The sequence below is a fragment of the Geminisphaera colitermitum TAV2 genome (genome assembly GCF_000171235.2).
Lineage (GTDB): Bacteria > Verrucomicrobiota > Verrucomicrobiia > Opitutales > Opitutaceae > Geminisphaera > Geminisphaera colitermitum.
The window spans coordinates 36963-59597 of record NZ_ABEA03000195.1 but is presented as its reverse complement, the minus strand read 5'-3'; the positions used below and the strand labels follow the sequence as shown (position 1 = coordinate 59597).

The following is a 22635-nucleotide window of genomic DNA, read 5'->3' as shown; positions in this document are numbered from 1 at the left end:
AACTCACGCAGAGTCGCAGAGTCGCAGAGAGAATACATCTGTTTTCGCTGCGCCTCCGCGTCTCTGCGTGAGATATTTCTGATTGGAAAATAGTATGATGCGCGGACGTTTCTTCGCGCTACGAATCCACGATCATCGACGCGGCTTCCGCATGGGTTTTGCCAAGGAGCCGGCTTGCCTCGACATGCGGCGCACGACGGCTCCAGTCGTGGGCTGCGGCCTCGTTGAGCACGCGGTGCGGCGCGGCGTCGTAATCGGGGAAAAAGCCTCGGATGCCGAGCAGTTGCATCGCGGGAACCCACGGCTCGGGGCAGGACATGTCGAAGTCGTTGAAAAACGAAATCATGATGCCGTGACTCACGATGTGTCGTTGAAATTCGGATACATCGAGGTTCGCCGGAGCCACACCGCGACGCCTCGCGAGCACCAGTGCCCAGGCCGCCGACTCCGCAAGGTGCATCAATGTCGGCGTCTGCCGTATCGTGCCCCAAGCGACATGCGTCGCGGAGACGCAGGTGACGACGAGCAGGTTGTCGATCTCGCGCGGCAAAAGCACCCCAAACGGCACCTGGCCGGGACGCGAGTTTTCCATCTGGAAAAGTTGTCCGTCGCACAATGCGCCTGTTCCCGGCAGGCGTTCGGTGGTGCAGGCCAGCGAGTCGAGGGAAAACTCGGTGATGCCGATCGAATCGGCGTGGACCGGGGCGCGTTCCCTTCCCGGTTCGGCGAGGGCGTCGTGCTCGGTGAAAACGGCCCGGCCCGCAAGTCGGCGCGCCTCGCGCACATAGAGCTGGGGCGGCAGGTTCTGCGTCCCGGCAAATTCATCGCCGGCCAGTCCCCATTCGAGGGCGCGGGAGCGGATGTCGGCGGGCACCGCTGGATCGTGTTGCAGAAACCACATGAGGCCGAGCGCGTGGGTGGCGTGGGCGCACTCGATGGCGCGGCGTTCGGCGGGGGAGGCCGCCGCGTAGCGTTTGCCTGCGCCGGTGAGATTCGTCGCGTTCCAACTGCGTTTGCGGTTGGGCAGCGCGTGCCCGTGGAAGACGTGGTCATTCTCCACCATCTCGTGCAGGGTCTGGATAAGAAAGCGGTGGTGAAACGGCAGTCTCATGCGCTCTTTTTCGGCGGGCGGGAGCAGGATCGGCGTGAAGCGTTCGCGTTCATAGCCGGGGGGGGGGGGAGGCAGGCAGCAGGCGGTTCGCGGGATCGTCTGTGAGGCAGAGGCGGTAGCTGTAGCTTTGCACGTTGTCGTCGCTTTCGCCCGTGCTGCCCGGCAGTGGCTCGGAGGTGGTGGCTTTGGCGGTGACAAGATTGAGCCGGCCTTCGGCGGCGGCCCGCGGGTGAACGCCGTTCAGCCAGCGCGTGAAAACCCGCCCCGCCCTCGGCTCGCCAAACTCCGTGCGCGCCTCGCGTCCGATGCGAAACCCGGCTCCGGCCAGCGCCATCAGGTCGCCCTCGTAGCTGCCGTCAGCAAAGGCGTCCGCCTCAAGCCTCAGTGTTCCTCCTGTCGCCAGTTTTTTTGCCTCCGTCACCTCGAACACCACGGCGCGGATCAGCGCGCCTTCGCGTTCCACGCGGACCGGCGTGAATCCTTTCAACCAGCGAATGCCCGGTTCGTCGGTGATCCAGCGTGTGAGAATTTCCTGGGCCACATGCGGCTCGAACGTGAGCATTGAACCGCCCGTGCAGACGCGAAACGGCTCGGAATCCTCGCCATGGCGCGTTCGGTAATGCTCCTTCACCCGCGCTTCGAATTCGCTCACGAGCGGTGAGCGCGCACCGCGATAGTGGGTCTCCAACGCGCCGAGCGAAGGCAGCGCACCGCCCAAGTGGATGCCCGATGTTACCAGTGCAACCCGCATCCCCTCGCGCGCTGCGCGCACGGCGCACACGATGCCGGGAGCCGTCCCGCCAAAAACGACCAGGTCCGGTAAATCTTGTTTTTCCCCTGCGTTGGTTTTTATGCGGCGGTGATAATGATGGGCACCGATGTTCATGGCTCGGGAATCGCGGGAAGGTGAGGGCGGTTTATGGAATGCCCGAACATTTCCGGAACCGGAGATGTTCAAAGGGCAAATGTATGGTCCATTAAATGGACCTCCTCGGTTCTCCTATGGAGTGCGGCGATTCATCGCCGCTTTGTTTCGCGTGCTTTAGCACGCTTCACGCTTACTGGCGAACCGTTGAAACGGTTCGTCAAAAGCGGCGATGAATCGCCGCACTCCATGAAGGTCACTGCGCTTCGCGCTATAGACCAGACGGCAGGCAAGATGCCTGCGCTACGGGCGCTATTGCGCCGCATTCACTTTCCTGCGTTCCTCTTTCGCAATCTCAACGGGGACGAATTGCACGCCGTCGATGAGAACGAAGCCATCCGCTCCCTCGGCGGAAATTGTCACCGCGCCTTCCTTGCCTTCGTTGAATTGGAAGGTGCCGAGCGAGCGGGCCACCGTGCCGTCAAACGCGCTTTTGCGCTGGTCGATGATGAGCGTTTTTTCGCCGTCCACACTCAGGATGGTGACCTTGGCCTTCGAGGTGTTCTTGCCCGTTACAGGATAGAGAAGGCGCACCTCGTATTCGCCGGCCTGCGGCAGGTCGGGAAGGAATCGCGCGGTGGAATCGCCAGACGTCGCGCGCCGGTATCCTTTTCCAACATACCCGGCTTTTTGCCCCGGCTCCCACTTGCCGGATCGTTCGGCATCCTCGTCGTCAACGACCACGCCCGACAGACTTTGGGATTTGGCCGGTGGCGAAGCTGCCTGCGTCGCTGGCGAGACGGTGGCGGCTTGCGGAGCACTGAGGATCCAATCGACGTTGAAGCTGGCGACAGCAATGCCCTCGTAGGCGGATTTTTTTCCGGATTCGTAAGCGATATGAATCCTGCCGTCGTGACCGAGCGCGAGGTCGCTGTAGGCGGAGGCTTCGGCGTCGATGAGCTTCGCGTAGGGCCACGTCCTGCCGTCGTCATAGCTTAGGCGGACGGTGAGATTCGTGCGACCGGGCCCAGCAGGATTGGTGAAAAGGGTGACGCGTTTGCCGTCGCTATCTTGCGTGACCAGCGAGCTGGCCTGACAGCGGGCGCCCCAGAGATTGTTGTCGGATACGGGTTTTGACCAAGTCTGGCCGCCGTCCGCGCTGTGCGCAACGTAGCGGTTGGAATTCGTGGCTCGCGCATTGATCACGATCGAGCCGTCGGAGGCCTCGTAGATCGTGCTCTCGTTTAGATGGCTGCTTTCGGGCACGGTGCCGCCTGCCTGCCATGTCTTGCCGTGGTCGTCGCTGTAGATCACCCCGACATGGAAGCTATCGCGCTTTTTGCCGCCGGAACGAGGCACTTCGCTGAGGAAAATGGGGACGACGAGCCGGTCGGTGCGGAGCTGGATGCCGTGGGCGTGGCCGGTGGCGAAGAAGACCCAGGGATTCGCGAATTTTTTAAAAACCTCGGTAATTTCCACCGGGTTCTCGAAAGTCGCTCCGCCATCCGTGGAGCTAATGCTGTAGGCCTGCTCAAGGTTTTTGCAAAATATGGCATGTAGGTTGCCGGTTTTTTCATCAACGACCGCCGAGACATTACCGATCTTTGTCTTGCTGCCCTTGTCGGTGAAGAGCGTGCGCACCGGCTCCCAAGTTTTGCCGCCATCCGGGCTGCGTTTGACAACGAGATCCATCTTGCCGACGTCGCCGCCGCCATCCACGCGGCCATCGCAAAAGATGAGAAGCGAGCCCGACGGGGTCGCCGCAAGGCCGGGCACGCGGAAGGTATGATAACCTTCCGTCTGTCGGGTCAGGACGGTTTGCTTGGCGAAAAAGGGTTCGCTGCCGTGCAGCAGGGCAGGAAAGCAACACAGCGGGAAAAGCATGACGGCGAGGATGGATCGTTTGGGCATAAAGGAGTTGTCTGGATGTTCGCGGTTATTTTTTTCGTAGTCCGCACTACAGCCTCACCTCGGTCACCCATAGCGGACTGGCACCATCTTTCAGGCCATGATAATAGTATATCAGCCAGCGGTTTCCTTCGAGATGCAGCAGCCATGGGTAACCAAAGTCGTTGTTGGCATCTCCTTTGATGTGGGGAAACTCAAGCAACAGGCGGTCGCGCTTCCAGTCCAGTTTCTGCGCGTCCCCTCGCCAAAGCCAGATGCGTCCCCGCGTTTCTCCGACTTCGCCGCGTTCGGTGGTGAGCACGAGGATTTCCCCCTTGCGATTGGGATTTTTAACCGCGAATGGGGCCGCCAGTCTGGATCGGGTGTTGTCTTCGGAATCCAGGACGGAAAGTTCGGTTTTCCAGGTGGCACCTTGGTCGTCGGATACGCCTACATATTGCCGACCGCCCAGAGTTTTATCACCTCGAAAAAAGCCGAGCAGTCGGCCGGAAGTAGTCTGCACAAGGACGGGCTCCGCTGCATCAACGTCTGCGATACGGCGGGCCGGGCTCCAGGTGCGTCCCTGATCCCGGGAGGTGGACAGCCAGATGCCTTGGGTATATGGCTTCGAGCCTTGCCGGTATTGCCCGAGCACCATGAGCCCCTGCCCATCCACCGGCACGATATTGCCGAATACGGGTCCTGTTTTGTTGGGCCCCAGAGCACTGGTATCCACCGGCTTCCAAGTCAGACCATCATCCTCCGAGCGCCAGCCGAAGATGTGATTGGCGGTATCGGCGGTGAAAGCCATGGCGAGCAGCACGAGGTCACCGTTCCCGTCAAGTCCGAGCGCCAGGTTGCCGCTCTGGGTGTAATCGCGGCCGGGGCCGAACTCGCGAATGATTTGAGGCTCCGAGAAGGTCCGGCCGCCGTCGGTGGAACGTGAGACGACAGGACTTCCCCCGCCACGGTTGCCGTGAAAGGTGCCGGCAGTGTAAGCCAGAATCACCGTTCCCTTGGGGGTGCGCTGCACCTTGTTCCAGGACAGATGAGCGAAGCGGAGGTCTTTCGGCGCGGGAACCGCAATGCTTACCGGTTGGCCATCGAGGTTTTTCGCCGCCCAAATCGGCAGCGGTGCTTCTGCCTGCAACGTTTCAGCCTGCAAAGCAGGACAGAAAATCAGGGAGCCGAGTGCGAGAATGTAGGTTGTGCCTTTCATCATGAGTATGTGTTAATGCCTCACGTTAACTTGCAGGAACGGCGCGGCATTCTGATCGCTGGGCGTTCATCGCGCGATACATGATACGGCATGCGTCACCTCGGGTCAGTGGCTTTGGACTTGAAGCCAATTCAGCCGGTATCCAATCGGCGGATGCACTTGCACCAAGCGCCTCACAAAGCTGCGTGGCAAAACTAAGGGGATCAATTTTTGACGCGGTCGTTCTCACCGCTGCCAACTGCCGGGCGAGCGTCAATGCTTGGGATTTGCCTGCCAACAGACCGGCCAATTCCTGAATCCACAAAACGGCGCTTGCTTCATCCAGCGGCTGATCAGCATCGGCATTGTAGGTCGGAAAAAATCCCCGCACGGCGAAGAATTGCACCGCCTCCACCCAAGGCGCATCATGGCGCATGTCGAAATCGTTGAAAAACGAGATCATCACGCCTCGCGAGAGAAGCAGCCGTTGCAATTCCTCGACCGGAATCTGCGCCGGCATTTCCTGACGCCGCTGGGCGAGCACGCAGGCCCAAGCCGCCGATTCAGACACATGAATCCAAGTGGGTTCCAAGCGGATGCAGCCCCAGCCCACATGCGTCGCCGAGAGGCACACCGGGACAAGCAAGTTGTCCAGATCGGGCGGCAGCAGGCAGCGAAACGGGATGTGGGCAGGTCTGGATAGTTCACTCAGGAGGATGGCTCCGTCATAGGCACTGCCGGGTTGCCGCTCAGTCCTGCATTCGTGTGAGTCCATCATCCAATCGGTGATGCCAATGCTGTCGGAATGCGGCGGGGTTCGCTGGATACCCGCAGCGAGACTGGCATCCAACTCGGTGAAAACCGCTCGCCCACAGAGCCGGCGGGCTTCACGCACGTAGATCTCCCAAGGAAAGTTGCCATTGTCGGTGAACTCGTCCCGGGCGAGTCCTAGTTCACAAGCGCGAGCGCGCACCTCTTCGGGTACATCGGGATCATTTTGCAAAAACCAAAGCAGGCCCAGTTCGTGGCGTTTGTGGCGTTCGAGAATCTCACGACGCTTCGACCAGTCCGCCTCGGGATACTCGTGATTCTGGCCGGTAAAGCTGCCGTGATTCCATGAGATTTTCCGGTTCGGCATGGTCCGGTGGTTGCGAAACTTGAAGCTTCGGATGTCATCCACCAGCCATTTGCTTTTGACCGGATAGGGAATGTTCAACGACTCGTTTTCCGACTGCAACAGGCCGAGGTAATTTTCCCGCGAGTAAGCTTCGGGTTTCGGAATGGGTGCGCGGTTGGCGGGATCTCGCGTGAGGAAGATGCGGAAGTTGTAGGCTTGGATTGCATTGTCGCCTTCGCCCGTGCTGCCGGGGAAAATCCTCCCCGTGCAAAGGTCGAAGGGCTTTAGTTTGATGAAGCCGTGCAAGGCTTCGTAGGGGTAGCGCGGTCCGTCGGGGCTTTCATCGTAACGAGTAAAAATCCGTCCGGCGTGAGGTTCGCCGTATTCCGTCCGCGACTCGCGACCAACGCGGTAAGGCGCACCCGCCGCCGCCAGCAGGTCGCCTTCGTAGGAAGTATCGACAAAGGCGCGTGCTTGCAGCCGGAGGCGTTCCTTTCCGTGCATTTCTTCGATCAGAATGCCAATGATCGTCCTCCCCGATGTCTCGACGCCCGTAACCTGCCAGCCTTTGAAAACGCTGATGCGCGGTTCACCCGCGACCATTTCCGTGAGCACCTTTTCGGCAACGTGTGGCTCGAAGGTCTGGTTGGTTTGGCAGAGCCGGTAATTCTCCGATTCACGGCCGTCAACCGCCTCGTAGTGCGCGAGTATTCGCTGGAACACTTCGGTCACGAGCGGCGCGCGTTCGCCGGTGTAATTGGCATCATAAAGTCCGAGACCTGAAGTAAGCATTCCCCCCAAATGAGGAAAGACGCTGACGAGCGAAACCGTCAGTCCTTCGCGAGCGGCTCGCACTGCGCAGGCAATGCCACCGGGAGTTGCGCCATAAACGACCAGATCAAAGTGGGAAAGAGAGCTCATAATAAAAGTTGTGGAGGCGGAGGTGGAGGCGGGGGGGGGGGAGGGGGCATTTATTCAAAACGAAATGAGAACAACTTCGTGCGTGTCGCCACGATCAAGAGACTCACCTGCCGCCCCAGCAGGGACGCAAGGTCAGCCTGTTCCTTCCAGCGAATATCGGCGCCAGTTGCGTTCAGTCGCAGCGGTTCGCATTCGTCCACTCCAAAGCCTAGGATTTCGTGTCCGTTTTCATCCAACAATCCGACGCGGGCTTCTCCCAAGGCACCAGTGTCAACATTGAGCTTCAGTTTCCCGCCGGTGACGGGCACCGGCTTGGTCAGGCAGCGACCTCCAGCGGGTGCGAAATTGAGGGAAACGAATCCGTCGATGCGCTGGGTGAAACGACAGATGGTGCCATCCTGCTGCTTCTGGCGCGCGGGCTCATCGCCATGCGTGGTGCGATAAATCGTCCCGTAATGCCAGACTTCGTCGCCGCGTTCAACCAAGCCTGCTCCGATGTAGATCATGTTCGCGCTCGCGCTGCCGTCCAATCCTGGCGCCACATACGGAGCCCGGTCGAAGCGAAGCCATTTTTTCCCGTCGCGGCTGGCGATAAATTGGATCTCCGTGCGCCCGTCGTTGCGATGGGGCGACTCGGTATCGTGGCGATACATTGACGGAAAACCCACCAGCCATTCGCCCTGCGTCCCGTAGGGATGGACGGCGCTGGTATAAACATCCGTGTGCATAGGATCGAGCGCATCACAGGCGAAGACCGTGGGTATCTCGTCGGCGATGAAGGGCGTTCGCTCCGGTTCTTTCGTCTGCCCGCGCCCCGTCGGTTTGATCCCGGTTGGCCGGTCCAATGCATCCAGCTCAAGCCTGACGACCCTGCGCGCGCGCCCCGCCGGGTCGTGCAGGTCCCAGCCGCGCAGGAAAAGCACATAGCTTCCCAACTTTTCGTCCCACAGCGTGACATTCTGGGAATCGGCCTCGAATGCCAGCATCGGCTCCGCATCCCGCTTCCAGCGCAGGCCGTCCGGCGACGTGTAGCGGTAGATGGCGCATTCGGCCGGCGGCGCAAACCCCTTGAACACGCTGCTTATGCAGACATAGGCGGCGTCGGGAGAGGCCGCATGGGGATCGCGAAACACGTTGCCGGCGAAAAAATTGGTTCCGCTCACTATGTTGTTTGCCGTGTTGCCCTCGAACTCGGTCAAACCAAGGGCGGGCTTGGTCCAATGGATACCGTCCTCCGATTCCGCGTAGCCGACATGGAATTTGCGGTCCTTGTCCCGACAGTTGTACCAGAGCCGCAGTTTGCCTCCCTCGTCGATGACCGAGGTGTAGAAGTTGATCATAAACCCTTCCCAAGGTTTGTCCGGCACGATCACCGGCTGCACAGCCAGAGGCGGGTTGACCGTGAGCGTGGTGCCGGTGGATGACTTCACGAGTTCCGGATCCATCACGAGTGTACGCTTATTTTTGGATACGTTCTTTGTCATAAGGGAGCTCCTAAGAATTACACAGAGGACACAGAGAGGGCACAGAGCTTGGGGAGGACTGTCCGATTGTCGGATGTTTTTTCTGCAAGGGGATGTTTCTGTAAGTCATTTATTTTAAATAAAAATCTTTGTTAGCGGGAAAAGGTGCGGAGTCGTTTTTTCCTCCCCAATCTCTGTGCCTGCTCTGTGTCCTCTGTGTAATTTTTCAATTTTTAGGACCTCCCATAAGTGTATCCGCATTACAACTTCACCTCGGTCACCCAGAGCGGATTGGCACCCTTTTTTTGGCCATGATAATAGTACATCAGCCAGCGGTTTCCTTCGAGATGCAGCAGCCATGGATAACCGAAGTCGTCGTTGGCATCTCCCCGGATGTGGGGAAATTCAAGCAACACGCGCTCGCGCTTCCAGTCCAGTTTCTGCGCGTCCCCCCGCCAGAGCCAGATGCGTCCCCGCGTTTCTCCGACTTTGCCGCGCTCGGTGGTGAGCACGAGGATTTCCCCCTTGTTGTTGGGATTCTCAACCGCGAATGGGGCCGCCAGTCTGGACCGGGTGTTGTCTTCAGAATCCAGAACGGAAAGTTCGGTTTTCCAAGTGGCACCTTGGTCGTCGGAAACGCCTACATATTGCCGGCCGCCCAGAGTTTTATCACCTCGACTGCGGAAAAAGCCGAGCAACCGACCGGAAGTAGTCTGCACAAGGACAGGTTCCGCTGCGTGAACATCCGAGATACGGCGGGCCGGACTCCAAGTGCGTCCCTGATCCTGAGAAGTGGACAGCCAGATGCCTCGGTTATATGGCTTCGAGCCTTGCCGGTAATGCCCGAGCACCATGAGCCCTTGCCCTTCGACCGACACGATATCACCGAATACAGATCCTGTTTTGTTGGGCCCCAGAGCGCTGGTATCCACCGGCTTCCAAGTCACGCCATCATCCTCCGAGCGCCAGCCGAAGATGTGACTGGTGGTGTCGGCGGTGAAAGCCATTGCGAGCAGCACGAGGTTCCCGTTCTCGTCAATGCCGAGCGCCAGGTTGCCGCTCTGGGTGTAATCGCGGCCGGGGCCGAACTCGCGAATGATTTGAGGCTCCGAGAAGGTTCGACCGCCGTCGGTGGAACGTGAGACGGCGGGACTTCCCCCGCCATCGTTGCCGTGAAAGGTGCCCGCAGTGTAAGCCAGAATCACCGTTCCCTTGGGAGTGCGCTGCACCTTGTTCCAAGACAGATGAGCGAAGCGGAGGTCTTTCGGCGCGGGAACCGCAATGCGCACCGGTTGCCCATCGAGATTTTTCGCCGCCCAAATCGGCAGCGGCGCTTCTGCCTGCAAGGTTTCAGCCTGCAAAGCAGCACAGGAAATCAGGACGCCGAGCGTGAGGATGTAGGTTGTGTATTTCATCATGTGTGTGTGCGGGGGGGGGGGGGGGGGGGGGGAGGGCAACGCAATCAGGTTATGAGAGAATCCAGACCACCGCACCGATCAATGCGACGACCCCCGCGCAGCCAGCGGCGAAACCCGCCACCGTCCGGGACGATGGGATGAGCAGTTCGATGGACGTTCCGGGGAAAATATGACGCGGCGTTGGCGGATTGACGCCTCGCGGGAGGACGCAGGATTCTTCCACCACTTCGCCGGGCTGAATGGGAGTCCGTATCAGGGCATAGAAACGATCGAGTTTTTCGCGTGGAATTTGCCGCGTGAAACGGCTCACTACGATTCCCGACGTAATGCCCGCGATCAGGAAAAACAGAATCTGCCAGGGCATATATACCGATGCGACGCCGGAGGCATTTTGCCTAATGATGCCCCATTCTGTGACCATCGGGCATCGGGCGATCAATGCGACGGCGGGAGAATAATAGAGAAGCAGCCATGTCCCGTATGCGCCCAGCGTGGTCGCCCACGCACCCGCCGGCGTCAATCCGCGCCACATCAAGCCCATGAGCAGGGCAAGGCCGATGATCGAACTGAGTTTCCAATAAATCTCCACGCCAGCAATGAATCCCGGCAGCAGATACGCGATGGACACCGCGCCGGTCACGATCACGACACCGGAGATACGCACCACGGCAAGGTAGTGCTTGGCCGAGCGGTGCGGGCGCAGCGGTTTGTAGAGGTTTTGGGTAAAAAGTGCGGACGCCGCGACCATGAGGGCGTCGCAGGTGCTCATCATCGCCGCCATCATCGAGGCGAGGAAAAAGCCCAGCAATCCCCACCCGATCCGCGGCAGGAATTCCCGTGCCACCTGCCCGTAAACCTCCTCCGGATTGATCTCCCGCCCGGCGAAATAGACCACTCCCGCCAGACCAACAAAGGCCCATGCCACCGTGCAGATGCGCTTGACGAAACTTCCCACCATGAAGCCTACGGCACCGTCCATTTCATTCCGTCCCGCCGCACAATTTCCCATCGTATGCGGGGCGCCGATCACCATCAGCAGTCCCAAGATTCCCAGCATCGTCACGAAGAACAGACCGATTTGTTCATTGGACAAGAGGTTGAAAAATTCCGGATTGTCGATGGAGCTTCGGATCCCTTCCAGCCCGCCGATTGAATTCAGAATCAATGGCAGCAGCATGAAGGAAAACGCGATCGTCATAAGCCCCTGAATCAGGTCGGTCATGACTGCCGCGGAGAGTCCTCCCACCGTGCCGTAGAGAACGAAGAGGACCGTGAGGACAAAAATGGAGACATCACCGGAGATCGCCCCGCCCGAAACCGCCGTGAGCATGATCGCGCCTCCCTTCAGGCTCAAACCGATGCTGAACATCAGCTTTGTGAAGCCCAGAAACGCATAGAGGCAGGCCATGCTCCGGCCAAAGCGCGCCTCAAAAACATCCGCCGTGGTCACGGCGCGGAGCCGCCGGAAGATCGGCGCGATGATCCAGAAAAACGGCGTCGTGAAGATTCCCAACCAAGAATACCAGATGCCCGATATGCCATTGGTGTAACTCTTGGCGGCGACGGCCACGGCTTGGTCGGAATTGGTGCCCGTGCCGAACGAAAAGAAAATCATCAGGATTTTCCCGAAGGTGCGCGGCATCGCGAAATCCCCCATGTTGTGCACCCGTTTTCCCATCCACACGCCGATGATGGTTACGATAACGAGGTAAGCCACGATGACCAGAAAGTCTTGCCATTGAAGTCCGAACATAAGCCGAAGAAGAAAATGCGATATGGGTTTTCAAAAGGGGAATCTCGTGGTCCAATGAATAAACCATGAACTCTTCCCGTGACATGCCCTTCCAGACGAGAGCCACGCAGGTGGCAGCGTTTTTGCGCGCACGGATCAAGTCGGGGGAATGGGGGGATGCCATTCCCGCTGAGCGTGTGCTGGCGACACAGATCGGGACGAGCCGGACGACTCTGCGCTTGGCCTTAGACTTGTTGCAGCAGGAGGGTGTTGTCTTGGTGCGCAGTCGGCAGGGAACCACGGTGAAGGAGGCGGACGCACGAGGAGGGCGGGGCCGTCGCATGGCGCTTCGTTCACGTTCGGTAGGACTCTTCCTTCCCGTGGAAATGGATCATCTTTTTCAGCGCACCATCCTGTGGATCGATGAATGCAGGCGCATCCTGTATTCGCGTCAGATTGGACTGCAGGTTTACCAGAAGAAATTTCGTTCGGATGGAGCCAAAAACCGGGCATTTCGGAAACTGGTGCGGGAGTCGCGACATGATTGCTGGCTGATTTCCTGGTCGAATTCGAACGCGTCGATGAAGCAGTGGTGCGAGGAATCGAATGTGCCTGCGCTGGTGATTGGGGCGCGTCATGCCGGTTGTGGTTTGCCTCATGTGATGGTGGATCATCAGGCATCGGGGCATCATGCGGCGGCGCAGATGATCCGAATGGGACACCGGCATCTGGCAATGCTTATGGATCGCGAGGGGAAACTGGGTGATATGGAATGCAGCGCGGCCTTTCTGGAAACGGCCCGCGCGCATGACGGTGTAGTGGCAGAAATAATACATCATAATGGAACGACGGACGGCGTGTGTCATCTCGTGGATCGTTTGGTGGAGCGAGCGGAGAAGCCGAGTGCGTGGTTGATTGCCGATCCGCTTTGTTACCTTACGGTGCATACGCGTTTGATGCAGCGTGGGGTGAGAATCCCCGATGATATTTCGTTGGTTTGCCGGGATGAGGATGCGTGGCTGGCAAGCTGCATGCCGGAACCGAGCCGCTATGTTTTTGATAGTCGGCAACTGGCGAAGCAGGTTGCGCGTATGGCCGAACGGATTGCTTCGGGAGCTTCGTTAGCCGGCATGGAGTCGCACATCTTGCCGGAGTTCGTAGCAGGAGCAACCTTGCGAGATCGCCGCAAAGGGTGACTCTCCATTTCCTGGAAATTTCTCAAAGTTCCTTTGTATTCATTTCCACATGACACGGAATTCCGGCGTTATGTTGGGCGTGGCGAGAAGGCGGGAACGGAATCGAGTAGCGAGGGTTTAAGCTTCGGTCCAGACAGGGAGGAGCTCAGACGAGGGCGAATAGATTCTTTTTGGTTTAGAAGGTTCTTCGACATTTTCGGTGGATAGACGAGAGGTGGCGCGGCAGCGCCCGTAGCGCAGGCATCTTGCCTGCCATCCAATCTACTGCGCGAAGCGCCGCTTGCCTTGACGTAGTTCGGAGCTTTAGCCCGAACCGTTACCTCTGCGTATTCGTGAGTCACACGGTTCGGATTGGCAATAATGCACCGAACTACGTGACAAACCGATGTCACCGCGCTTCGCGCAATCAATTTAGATGGCAGGCAAGATGCCTGCGCTACGGGCGCTACCGCGCCAACTCCCGCTATATCAACTTATCGAGTTTCCACTGAAAACGTCGAAGAACCGTTTAGAATAATGTTATTCTTTGGATGTAAGTGAAATGTGGGGAATCGTGTTCTGAAATGGAATTGATTTTAGAATAGATACTTTTCTGAAAAGGAGGATTCACAAGCGGCATGAATGGTTTCATAAAGAGACCATGCCGAACACTGTTTCCCGCCGCCCCTATCAACTTCGATCCACCCAAATCGCGGAATACTTGCGGGAGCGTTTACAGGCGGGGGAGTGGGCGGGGCAACTGCCGGGAGAGCGCGTGCTGGCTGAACAGGCTGGGGTTAGCAGGCGGACGGTGCGGGCGGCGTTGGAAACGTTGCAGCAGGAGGGTTGGGTTGCGGAGCGCAGTCGGCAGGGAACGCAGGTGGCACGGAAGCGGCGGCGGCGGGGCAGCAGCGATGCAAGGGTGGGGGCGCGGGCAAATGCAATCGGGGGGGGGGGGGGAGGGAGCAGCGGCGGGCGCGCAGCTTCGGTGGGCTTGCTGCTGCCGCTTGAAATGGAGCATCTGCGGCATCGCACGATTCTATGGATCGATGATCTGCGCCGGATTCTCTACGAACGGGGAATCTCGATGCAGGTTTATCACAAACAATTCGCGGGCAACGCAACGGCTCTGGCGTATTTTCGGAAACTCGCAGCGTCGGTCCGGCATGATTGCTGGGTGTTGCCCTACTCAAGCCCGGCCATGCAGCGGTGGTGCGTGGGTCAGCGGTTGCGGGCGGTGATCGTGGGCACGTTGCATGAGGCGGGGAGCCTGCCGCATGTGGATTTCAACTACCGCGCGTCGTGTCACCACGCGGCAACGCAAATGCTTCGGCTGGGGCACCGGCAACTGGTGTTTGTGCTCAACCGGCAGGAACGGGGCGGGGATATCGAGAGTCGCGTTGGTTTTCTGGAGGGCGCGGGAACCGCAGGGGGGCAGGACGCGGTCGCAAGTGTGGCGCACCATGATGGCACGGTGGCGGATTTGTGCCGGCTGGCGGACCGGTTGCTGGCGAGGAGCCCGCGTCCGACGGCGTGGTTGATCGCCGATCCCGCGTGTTTTCTCACGGTGCAAACGCACTTGCTCCGCCAGGGCATTGATGTGCCGGGCGAGGTGTCGCTGGTGTGCCGCGACGCCGATCCGTATCTGGCAAATTGCACGCCGGAACCGGCGCGCTATGTGTTCGATATTCGCTCGCTGGCGAAGTCCATTGCCCGCCTTGTGCAAAAGGTGGCGGCGGGACAGTCCACGTTGGAATCGACCTTTGTCATTCCTAATCTGATACCGGGTCAGACGTTGGGAGTGGTTGAGACGGGTGCCGCTATTTCGCCGCCGCCGCGTCCTTGATGAAGGCGAGGATTGTCTCGGCTTGTTTGGATGTGGTGCCCTTGTGGTCGGCGTAGATGATTTTGTTGTCTTTAATCAAATACGCCTGGCGGCTGGCGCGTCCGCCGGAGGGCTGGCCGAAGGCTTGGGCAACCGTTTTGTCAGTGTCGGCCAGAAGCGTGTAGGGCAGGCGGTTTTCCTCCTTGAAGCGTCGTTGTGTCTCCACGTTATCCGTGCTCACTCCGATGATTGCCACACCGAGGGCGGCGAGGGATTCGTAGCCGTCGCGCAATGAACAGCTCTGCGCGGTGCATCCGCCGGTGAAGGCTTTGGGATAAAAAAAGACGAGCGTGTAGGTGTTTTTGGAATACACGTCGGCGAGGTTGATTTTGGCTCCCGTCTCCGTGGTGGCGGAAACGTGCGGCGCGTCGGCGCCGGCATCAAGGGGCGCGGACTGGGCGGTGGTGGTGACAAATGGGATCAGGCTCATGATAAAAATGACAGTGGCGAGCGAACGGAGGCGGCGGATGGCATAAGGGCCGGACTGGTGATGGTTGGGTTTCATGTGTGCTGGTGGTGCAAGGTGGATCAGGTGGGAATTAATGCAGGGGGCGCATTTTCGCAACAGGGGTTCTATTATCCGACTTCGTGCTCGCCTCGGTTCGCAGGGAGAATGCAGTTTTATCGTCAAACATCATGTCAGTCGCATCTGTTGCCGCCAGACAGGCCCGGTTGATCGAAGACTTGGGCATCATTGAAAATTCTCAGGAACGCCTCGCGGCGGTCGTTGATCGGGCGCGGGGACTGGCTCCGCTGGGGGAGGGGGAGCGGACGGAGGAGAATCGAGTGAAGGCATGCGTCTCCGCGGTTTGGATCGCGGTGTCTCCTGCGGCCGACGGGGGGATGCGGGTGCGCGGGGATGCGGATTCGCCGTTGGTCAAGGGGTTGATCGCGTTGCTTTGCGAGATTTACGATGGCGCGAGTGCGGAGGAAATCGTGGCAACAGAACCTGTGGTGTTGGAGCAGTTGGGCTTGTTGCGCGATTTGACGCCAACACGTCGCAACGGACTGGCGGGGGCGCGGGCGCACATCAAGGCGCGGGCGGCGCGGTGGGCGTAGGTTGCTGCGGAGCGGGGAGGGGGGAGGGGACAGGCGGAAAAGGTTGGATTTGGCGCGGTAGCGCCTGGGAGCGCCGGCATCCTGCCGCCGGTTCGGAGTGGCGCGGGCGTCGCAAGCGACGCCCCTACAGCGGGCGGGACGCCCGCGCCAGGCATTCCGTAGCCCGGAAAAAAACCGGGGGTAAAAAAATCCGGAAACCCGAAAAAAATTTTTCGGGCGGCTTTTCACCCCGGAGAGGTTTTTTTGCGGATGTGGCTTGCCGGCACGCGCTAAGGAAAGAAAAGCAAGGTATTAGCGTGGGTAATGTGCAGGGTTTTGCCTAGCTTCCCCCCCTGTCGGGATTCCGGTAGAGTGTGCTTTTCCGTGAACCACCGCCTGCCCGCCAACCACCGCCACGCTGCACCGCTCGCCGCTCCCGCCCGCCGGGTTGCGGGCACGGTTTGCGTGAAGATTGCGGTGCAGAACACGACGGAAAAGATTGCGGAAGTGCTTGACTGTAGTGCCAGTTACGTTACCCCCCCCAGCAATTTTTCTAATGCGGATTTAGGGAATTCCGATTTACGGAAGTTACGCAGGAGTCGCAGGGAGCGGCGGCATCCTGCCGCCGATATTCCGGAGTGGTGCGGGCTTTTTCTGCCAATCGCCCGCATCCTGTTGCAAAGCGGGCGGGACGCCCGCTCCGTGCGTAGCGCAGGCGTCCCGCCTGCCATCTTGTCTATAGCGCGAAGCGCGGTGACTTTTATGGAGTGCGGCGCTTCGCGCAGCAGGCTGGATTGCAGGCGGGACGCCTGCGCTCCATCGGAATGCGGGCGGGACGCCCGCGCCACTTTGAACCGGCGGCAGGATGCCGCCGCTCCTTGGGCGCTCCTTGGTCGTCCGCGTAACATCAGATGTTTGGAGGCATTACCTTTCTGTTTTGCCCCGGTTCCCGATTGTTTTGTTCCGGTCCCCGACTGTTTCGTCCCGGTTGCCGACGGTACAGGCCCGAAACCTTTTTTCCCCGGCCCGAAACCCGCCCAAAAGGCACCATTACGAAACGGTACTGCCCCGGTACCGTCGGGTACAATGGCAGGGACATCCGGTACAATGCCGGGGACATCGGGTACAACGCCTGTACCAGAAAAAAGTGCGCCACTTTTTCTTTGTCCAGCGTCAGGGACAACGGGTACAGGCGCAGGGACAAACCGTTTCGGGGCATTTTTATCCGTCCCCGGCCCTGTACCGTCGGGTACAGGCATTGTACCGGATGTCCCTGCCATTGTACCCGATGTCCCCGGCCCTGTCCCCGATGTCCCTGACGCTGGACACAAAAGTACAAGGGCGGGGACATTCGTCCCTGGTGCTGTACCATCGGGTACAGGCGTTGTACCCGATGTCCCCGGCGCTGTACCGTCGGGTACCGGCATCCTTTTTTCCGGTACAATGAAAGGGACGGGCGATTTTGCCGTCCCTGGCACGGGGACGCCGTTCCGCCCGCTCTCCGTCACCTGTAACCCTGCCTGCGGGCGGGACGCCCGTGGCATAAGCGTAGCGCAGGCATCCTGCCTGCAAGTCAGTCTATTGCGCGAAGCGCCGCTTTCCCAAATAACACAATCAGCAAAAAGCAGAAGAGAGCACCGCGCTTCGCGCATCCTATGGATTGCAGGCGAGACGCCTGCGCTACGGGAAGCACGTTGCGGGCGGGACGCCCGCGCCACTCCGAACCGACTTTGGATCGCACCCGCCTGTAACCCGTAATCACCACAATCATGACCCGACACATCAACCGCAATTACTTCCCGACGACCGAAAAAGAGCAGCGCGAATGGGGGCTCAATTTCGTCACCGAGCTGCCCAACTTCAAGACCACGCTGGGCATCAGCAACGACGCCTTTGACCAGCTCCATGCCACCTGGGGCACTTGGGTGGCGACCGAAACCTGGCAAAACAACGCGCAGATCATCGCCCGCGAACGCACGGCGGACAAGGAACGCGCCGCCTGGGCCCCCATGGGAGCGGAGCTTTTCGTGCGCCCCAACACCACGCCCACCGGACCGACTGCCAACCAGTCGCTGCCCAACGGCGGCTTCTTCACCCAGGCCTTCACGCTGATCGACGGGTTTATCGACAACGTCAAATGCACCGACGACATCAAGCGCGCCCTGCGCCTGACACCTCTCGGCAAGAGCAGCCCCGACCCCGCCACGGTGCAGAGCCACGTGCGGGCGCAGTTCGACGGCAACCTCCAGCGCTTCGTCGCCAGCATCCCTGCGCCCGCCAAGGCGCTCGTGGTGCATTGCGATTATCACGACGATCAGGGGAGCGTGCTCGTGCTCAGCACCGCCGAGGCGCACATCACCGACCCGCGCCCCGCGCCCGCCGACCGCGAGGAACAGCGCGACTACACCTTCCGCCTCATCGGCAAGGACGGCCAGCCCATCGGCGCCGAAACCCGCCTCACCCTCTTCCTCCGCCAGGGCCGCACCCAGAGCTGACCGCCATCCTCCCCGCGCCACTCCCCCCCCGCTCCTCATTCTTAAATTCTTAATTATTAATTCCTCTCCCCCCTTTCCTCCCGCACCTATGAAAATACCAAAAACAAATACTACAGGCACGCTCCGGCGCGCCTTGCTTTTACTCGGAGCATCCGGCGCCCTCGCCACTGGCCTCGCGCTCCTCGCCTTCACCGCTCCCCACGCCCGCGCCTCCACCCTCACCGCCTCCGACGGCGCGACGGGTGACCAATTCGGTTGGTCGGTGAGCCTGTCGGAGAACCGCGCCTTGGCCGGGGCTCGAGGGGATGACGATAATGGGACCGAATCGGGATCGGCCTATTATTTCAGGGGGATCCCCGGGAATAGCGTGGTGACCATGGCCCAAAACGTGAAGCTCCTCGCCTCCGATGGCTTTACGGCTGACTACTTCGGCACTTCGGTGAGCCTGTCGGGCGACCGCGCCTTGGTCTCGGCTATATATGATGACGACAAGGGACCCGATTCGGGATCGATCTATTATTACAAGGGGCTGGACAGCGCGATCTCGGCCGGCACCCAGGTGGTGAACGAGGACGTGAAGCTCCTCGCCTCCGACGGCGCGCCGTCGGACCGCTTCGGCCAGTCGGTGAGCCTGTCGGGCGACAGCGCCTTGGCCGGGGCTTATCAGAGGGGGAGCTCTACGGGTGCGGCCTATTACTACAAGGCGCTGGACGGTAAGAGCGGCAAGGTGAACGAGAATGTGAAGCTCCTCGCCTCCGACGTCGTGCCGAATGACAATTTCGGCCGGTCGGTGAGCCTGTCGGGCGACAGCGCCTTGGCCGGGGCTGATGGGAATGACGGCAATGCGCCCGATTCCGGCTCGGCCTATTATTTCAAGGGGCTGGACAGCGCGGTCTCGGCCGGCACTACGGTGGTGACGCAGGACGTGAAGCTCCTCGCCTCCGACGGCGCGCCGAATGACAGCTTCGGTTGGTCGGTGAGCCTGTCGGGCGACCGCGCCTTGGCCGGGGCTCAGGGGGATGACGACAGGGGGAGCGCTTCGGGATCGGCCTATTATTTCAAGGGGCTCTCCGGGAAGAGCGGCACGGTGAACCAGGACGTGAAGCTCCTCGCCTCCGACGGCGCGGCGAGTGACAACTTCGGCCTTTCGGTGAGCCTGTCAGCCGACAACGCCCTGGTCGGGGCTGTTCTAGGTGACGGCAATGTGGCCGATACGGGAGCGGCCTATTATTTTAAGGGGCTCTCCGGGAAGAGCGGCACGGTGAACCAGGACGTGAAGCTCCTCGCCTCCGACGGCGCGGCGAGTGACAACTTCGGCTATTCGGTGAGCATGGAGGGCGACATCTTCGTGATCGGTGCGCGTAACGCCCAAGTGAATGGTGTCGCCACCGGCAAAGCCTACGCGGGCGACATCCGGGCCTTCACGACGCTGGATACGGGCGCGGGCGAGATGTGGACCGGCGGGCTGAGCTTCGTGTCGCAGGGCGACTGGGTGATCGGCGAAAACACCAGCAGCAACCACGTGATGCTGGGCCGTAACGCCGCCACCGGCATCGCCGACACCGCCAACGTCACCGCCGCGGGCGCGGCCGTTTACATCGGCAAGAACGCCGGCTCCGCCTACAACTGGCTCGACATCGAAGGCGAGCTCACGGCCAACGCCGTCTACCTGGGCGCAGCGGGCAACAGCGCCAACGGCGTGGTCCTGCGCACGCCCGGCCGGGTGACGGCGGACGAGGTGACGATCGCCGCCGGCAGCATCGTCGGTTCCATCTTGGGGGCCGCGGGCGACAACGGCCGGGTCGATGCGGGCGAGATCGTCTTCGGCGGCACGCTGATGCTGGTGCCCGGCGACGGCTTCGCGGCGGTCGCGGGTGCCGAGTGGAAGCTCTTCGACTTCACTGCGCGCACCGGCACCTTTGCCACCATCGACACGAGCAGCGCCCCGCTGGGAGCCGGGCTCGAGTGGAACTTCGACCGCCTCTACACCGAAGGCATCGTCGCCATCGTGCAAACCCCGGTCCCGCCGGTAATCGGCAGCTTCACGGTGGACAACCCGCCGGTCCCGACGGCCACGATCAGCGCGAGCCCGGCCAGCGGCACCGCGCCGCTCGCCTCCACGGTGACGTGGAGCACCGGCAACGCCGCCTCGGTCACCGTGAGCGGCCCCGGCCTCGACTCTGACGAGAGCACCGGCAGCCAGCTTATCAGCAGTCTGCCAGCAGGCAGCCACACCTGGACGGTGACAGCCACCACATCGACCCGCGCGAGGCTCTCCTGGTCGGTGCAGCCCGACGATGGCACACTCACCCTTACGCTGCTGACGCCATCGGGCAGCGTGGACGTGACCGGCCAGACAGGCCATTATGTGACCGAGCCCGGCAGCTACACGCTGCAAGTCACCAACGCCGCCGGCACGATCAGCAGCGGCCCCGTCACGGTGGTCCTGCCCGGCCCCGCGAGCGACAGCGTCACGATCACGGTCGCCGCGCCCGCCAGCATCGACAGCTTCACGCCCCCCACCGTGAAACAGCCCTCGGTGGTGATGTTCAACGCCACGCCGAACACCGGCACCGCGCCGCTCGATACGACCATAAACTGGGCGACCGTGGAAGCCAGCTCGGTCACCGTGAGCGGCCCCGGCCTCAGCTCGACGGGTCCCAGCGGCAGCCAAGCCGTGACCGGTCTCGCGGCAGGCACCCACACCTGGACGGTGACGGCGCAGCCGCAGACCAGCGGCACCCTCACCTGGACGACGAGCAACGCGGCCACGCTCACGCTCGTCACGCCCTCGGGCAGCGTGAACGTGACCGGGCAGACGAGCTACATCGCCACGCAATCCGGCAGCTACACCCTGCAGGCGACCAACACCCTCGGCGCGACAGTCTCCGAGACCAGGACGGTGACGCTGCCCACGTCCGCCGCGAGCGCGACGGTCACGGTCACCGTGACAGCGCCCGCCAGCATCGGCAGCTTCACGGTGAGCAACCCGCCGGTCCCGACGGCCACGATCAGCGCGAGCCCGGTCAGCGGCACCGCGCCGCTCGATTCCACGCTCGTGTGGAACGCGATCGACGCCGGCATGGTCACCGTGACCGGCCCCGGTCTCAACACGAACGTCGCGCAAGGCAGCCACTCGCTCACCGGCCTCGCGGCAGGCAGCCACATCTACGTAGTGGCGGCGCAGCCGAAGCCCACTTCGACGTTCTACTGGAGCGTCACCGGTGCGAGCACCCTGCAACTGGTCACACCCTCGGGCAGCGTGAACGTGACCGGGCAGACGAGCTACATCGCCACGGAACCCGGCGCCTACACCCTGCTGGCCTTCAACGCGCTTGGCGCGATGGTGGCGAGCAGCCCCGTCACGGTGGTGCGGCCCGCCACCGCGGTCGCCAGCGTCACGATCACGGTGGACGAGGCCGTTGCCGAGGCCGCGCCCGCGACGCTGGACGAGCCGGTGATCAACGGCAGCACGATCACGATCAATGTGCTCGGCACGCCGGGCAATTATTACGCTCTTCATGCTTCGGAAGAACTGAAAGCCCCCGCTGCCTTGTGGGGATTTGTGTCCGGCACTGCCGGGCAGTTCGACGACTACGGCGTTGCGACGCTGACCTTCCCGAAGAGCGCCGCCACGGCGGAGTTTTACCGGGTGGTGACCAGCGCGACCTCGCTCGCCAGCGGAGCGATCAACGCCGACGCGAAGTTCTCCTACAACGTGGGCGGACGCTACGCGGTGACGATCCCGGCCAACGGCCTGAAGCTGGTCGCCCATCAGTTGGTCAGCAGCAAGACGACGGTGCAGCAACTGTTCGCCGCCCTGCCCAACCGCTCCTCGGTCACCGTGCAGAACATCGAGACCGGAGACATGTATCCGGCATCGAGCAAAGGAATTACCGGTAGCTGGAGCGGAGGAGACCGGGAGGTGCCAGCCGGCTATGCCGTGGCGGCACGCAATGGCAACGCATCGGCTTCCGTGACGCTGGATTTTGCCGGCATCGTTCCCGAAGCCGCCAGATCCTATACCATTGTCGCAGGCATGGAATTGCTGATGGGGGTGCAATATCCCGAGGCAGTGAACACGCCGGAGGCAGTCGGCTATGTCCGCGCCCGGTCGGACAACTTCAGCAAGCAGAATGGAGCGGAAGATGCATACACCGCATATGGGTTGACCATAGCAGGCAACTGGCCGGCTGGCGGCGCGCCCGCGTTCGATATCGGTGAAGGATTCATCTTCAGGGGCAACACCAGCAAGACTTGGGTGCAGCCCGCGCTGACCCTCGACGAAGACAGTATCGAGATAGAATAAACGAAAACCTGATAACACTTG

14 protein-coding genes are annotated in these 22635 nt (G+C 61.0%); 5 read left to right on the top strand and 9 right to left on the bottom strand.

Annotation, left to right across the window (positions count from 1 at the left end):
• Positions 1-118: 118 nt before the first annotated feature.
• From OBACDRAFT_RS30975 to OBACDRAFT_RS22625, 8 genes are all read right to left on the bottom strand, one after another.
• Complete coding sequence (locus OBACDRAFT_RS30975; protein WP_081722288.1) at positions 119-1111, bottom strand: FAD-dependent oxidoreductase; 993 nt, start codon at positions 1109-1111, stop codon at positions 119-121.
• Positions 1112-1160: 49 nt separating this feature from the next.
• Entirely contained in the window at positions 1161-1997 is an 837-nt protein-coding gene (locus OBACDRAFT_RS30970) for an FAD-dependent oxidoreductase (RefSeq protein ID WP_043589212.1), read from the bottom strand.
• Between the two features lie 291 nt (positions 1998-2288).
• Complete coding sequence (locus tag OBACDRAFT_RS25965) at positions 2289-3887, bottom strand: exo-alpha-sialidase (protein ID WP_052362396.1); 1599 nt, start codon at positions 3885-3887, stop codon at positions 2289-2291.
• A gap of 46 nt (positions 3888-3933) precedes the next feature.
• The gene (locus OBACDRAFT_RS22645; RefSeq protein WP_043589211.1) at positions 3934-5085 is read right to left on the bottom strand and encodes a sialidase family protein; all 1152 of its coding nucleotides are present in this window, start codon (positions 5083-5085) and stop codon (positions 3934-3936) included.
• Between the two features lie 22 nt (positions 5086-5107).
• Positions 5108-7099, bottom strand: coding sequence for an FAD-dependent oxidoreductase (locus tag OBACDRAFT_RS22640; RefSeq protein WP_081722287.1), 1992 nt, complete (start codon positions 7097-7099; stop codon positions 5108-5110).
• 50 nt (positions 7100-7149) lie between these two features.
• Positions 7150-8544 carry a glycoside hydrolase family 32 protein gene (locus tag OBACDRAFT_RS22635; protein WP_157837257.1) on the bottom strand — a complete coding sequence of 465 codons (1395 nt, stop codon included), beginning with the start codon at positions 8542-8544 and terminating at the stop codon, positions 7150-7152.
• A gap of 278 nt (positions 8545-8822) precedes the next feature.
• Positions 8823-9977: a sialidase family protein gene (locus OBACDRAFT_RS22630; protein WP_157837256.1), complete on the bottom strand. Its 1155-nt coding sequence runs from the start codon at positions 9975-9977 to the stop codon at positions 8823-8825.
• A gap of 52 nt (positions 9978-10029) precedes the next feature.
• Positions 10030-11733, bottom strand: a complete 1704-nt coding sequence (locus tag OBACDRAFT_RS22625) for a sodium:solute symporter family protein (protein ID WP_043589205.1) — start codon at positions 11731-11733, stop codon at positions 10030-10032.
• A gap of 65 nt (positions 11734-11798) precedes the next feature.
• On the opposite strand from OBACDRAFT_RS22625, the gene OBACDRAFT_RS22620 reads away from it, so the two are divergent.
• Both OBACDRAFT_RS22620 and OBACDRAFT_RS22615 read left to right on the top strand, forming a co-directional pair.
• Positions 11799-12908: a GntR family transcriptional regulator gene (locus OBACDRAFT_RS22620; protein WP_043589203.1), complete on the top strand. Its 1110-nt coding sequence runs from the start codon at positions 11799-11801 to the stop codon at positions 12906-12908.
• Positions 12909-13548: 640 nt separating this feature from the next.
• Positions 13549-14733 carry a substrate-binding domain-containing protein gene (locus OBACDRAFT_RS22615; protein WP_043589202.1) on the top strand — a complete coding sequence of 395 codons (1185 nt, stop codon included), beginning with the start codon at positions 13549-13551 and terminating at the stop codon, positions 14731-14733.
• Here OBACDRAFT_RS22615 and OBACDRAFT_RS22610 read toward each other — a convergent pair.
• Positions 14708-15277, bottom strand: coding sequence for a peroxiredoxin (locus OBACDRAFT_RS22610; protein WP_232767598.1), 570 nt, complete (start codon positions 15275-15277; stop codon positions 14708-14710). The genes OBACDRAFT_RS22615 and OBACDRAFT_RS22610 overlap by 26 nt on opposite strands.
• A 131-nt stretch (positions 15278-15408) precedes the next feature.
• Here OBACDRAFT_RS22610 and OBACDRAFT_RS22605 point away from each other — a divergent pair, with 131 nt between their 5' ends.
• The 3 genes from OBACDRAFT_RS22605 (at position 15409) to OBACDRAFT_RS27655 (ending at position 22614) form a co-directional block, all read left to right on the top strand.
• Entirely contained in the window at positions 15409-15831 is a 423-nt protein-coding gene (locus OBACDRAFT_RS22605) for a SufE family protein (protein WP_043589271.1), read from the top strand.
• A 1748-nt stretch (positions 15832-17579) separates the two neighbouring features.
• A complete protein-coding gene (locus OBACDRAFT_RS22600) occupies positions 17580-18305 on the top strand; it encodes a hypothetical protein (RefSeq protein WP_043589201.1) in 726 nt (241 codons plus the stop codon).
• A gap of 88 nt (positions 18306-18393) precedes the next feature.
• On the top strand, positions 18394-22614 hold the full coding sequence (locus OBACDRAFT_RS27655) for a hypothetical protein (RefSeq protein WP_043589198.1): 4221 nt from the start codon (positions 18394-18396) through the stop codon (positions 22612-22614).
• The last annotated feature ends 21 nt before the right edge of the window (positions 22615-22635 follow it).

What these genes read in the sequence shown, in the direction of transcription:
- OBACDRAFT_RS30975 (WP_081722288.1), bottom strand. Translation starts at nt 1,111, where the DNA reads ATGAGACTGCCGTTTCACCACCGCTTTCTTATCCAGACCCTGCACGAG.
- OBACDRAFT_RS30970 (WP_043589212.1), bottom strand. Translation starts at nt 1,997, where the DNA reads ATGAACATCGGTGCCCATCATTATCACCGCCGCATAAAAACCAACGCA.
- OBACDRAFT_RS25965 (WP_052362396.1), bottom strand. Translation starts at nt 3,887, where the DNA reads ATGCCCAAACGATCCATCCTCGCCGTCATGCTTTTCCCGCTGTGTTGC.
- OBACDRAFT_RS22645 (WP_043589211.1), bottom strand. Translation starts at nt 5,085, where the DNA reads ATGATGAAAGGCACAACCTACATTCTCGCACTCGGCTCCCTGATTTTC.
- OBACDRAFT_RS22640 (WP_081722287.1), bottom strand. Translation starts at nt 7,099, where the DNA reads ATGAGCTCTCTTTCCCACTTTGATCTGGTCGTTTATGGCGCAACTCCC.
- OBACDRAFT_RS22635 (WP_157837257.1), bottom strand. Translation starts at nt 8,544, where the DNA reads ATGGATCCGGAACTCGTGAAGTCATCCACCGGCACCACGCTCACGGTC.
- OBACDRAFT_RS22630 (WP_157837256.1), bottom strand. Translation starts at nt 9,977, where the DNA reads ATGAAATACACAACCTACATCCTCACGCTCGGCGTCCTGATTTCCTGT.
- OBACDRAFT_RS22625 (WP_043589205.1), bottom strand. Translation starts at nt 11,733, where the DNA reads ATGTTCGGACTTCAATGGCAAGACTTTCTGGTCATCGTGGCTTACCTC.
- OBACDRAFT_RS22620 (WP_043589203.1), top strand. Translation starts at nt 11,799, where the DNA reads ATGAACTCTTCCCGTGACATGCCCTTCCAGACGAGAGCCACGCAGGTG.
- OBACDRAFT_RS22615 (WP_043589202.1), top strand. Translation starts at nt 13,549, where the DNA reads ATGCCGAACACTGTTTCCCGCCGCCCCTATCAACTTCGATCCACCCAA.
- OBACDRAFT_RS22610 (WP_232767598.1), bottom strand. Translation starts at nt 15,277, where the DNA reads ATGAAACCCAACCATCACCAGTCCGGCCCTTATGCCATCCGCCGCCTC.
- OBACDRAFT_RS22605 (WP_043589271.1), top strand. Translation starts at nt 15,409, where the DNA reads ATGTCAGTCGCATCTGTTGCCGCCAGACAGGCCCGGTTGATCGAAGAC.
- OBACDRAFT_RS22600 (WP_043589201.1), top strand. Translation starts at nt 17,580, where the DNA reads ATGACCCGACACATCAACCGCAATTACTTCCCGACGACCGAAAAAGAG.
- OBACDRAFT_RS27655 (WP_043589198.1), top strand. Translation starts at nt 18,394, where the DNA reads ATGAAAATACCAAAAACAAATACTACAGGCACGCTCCGGCGCGCCTTG.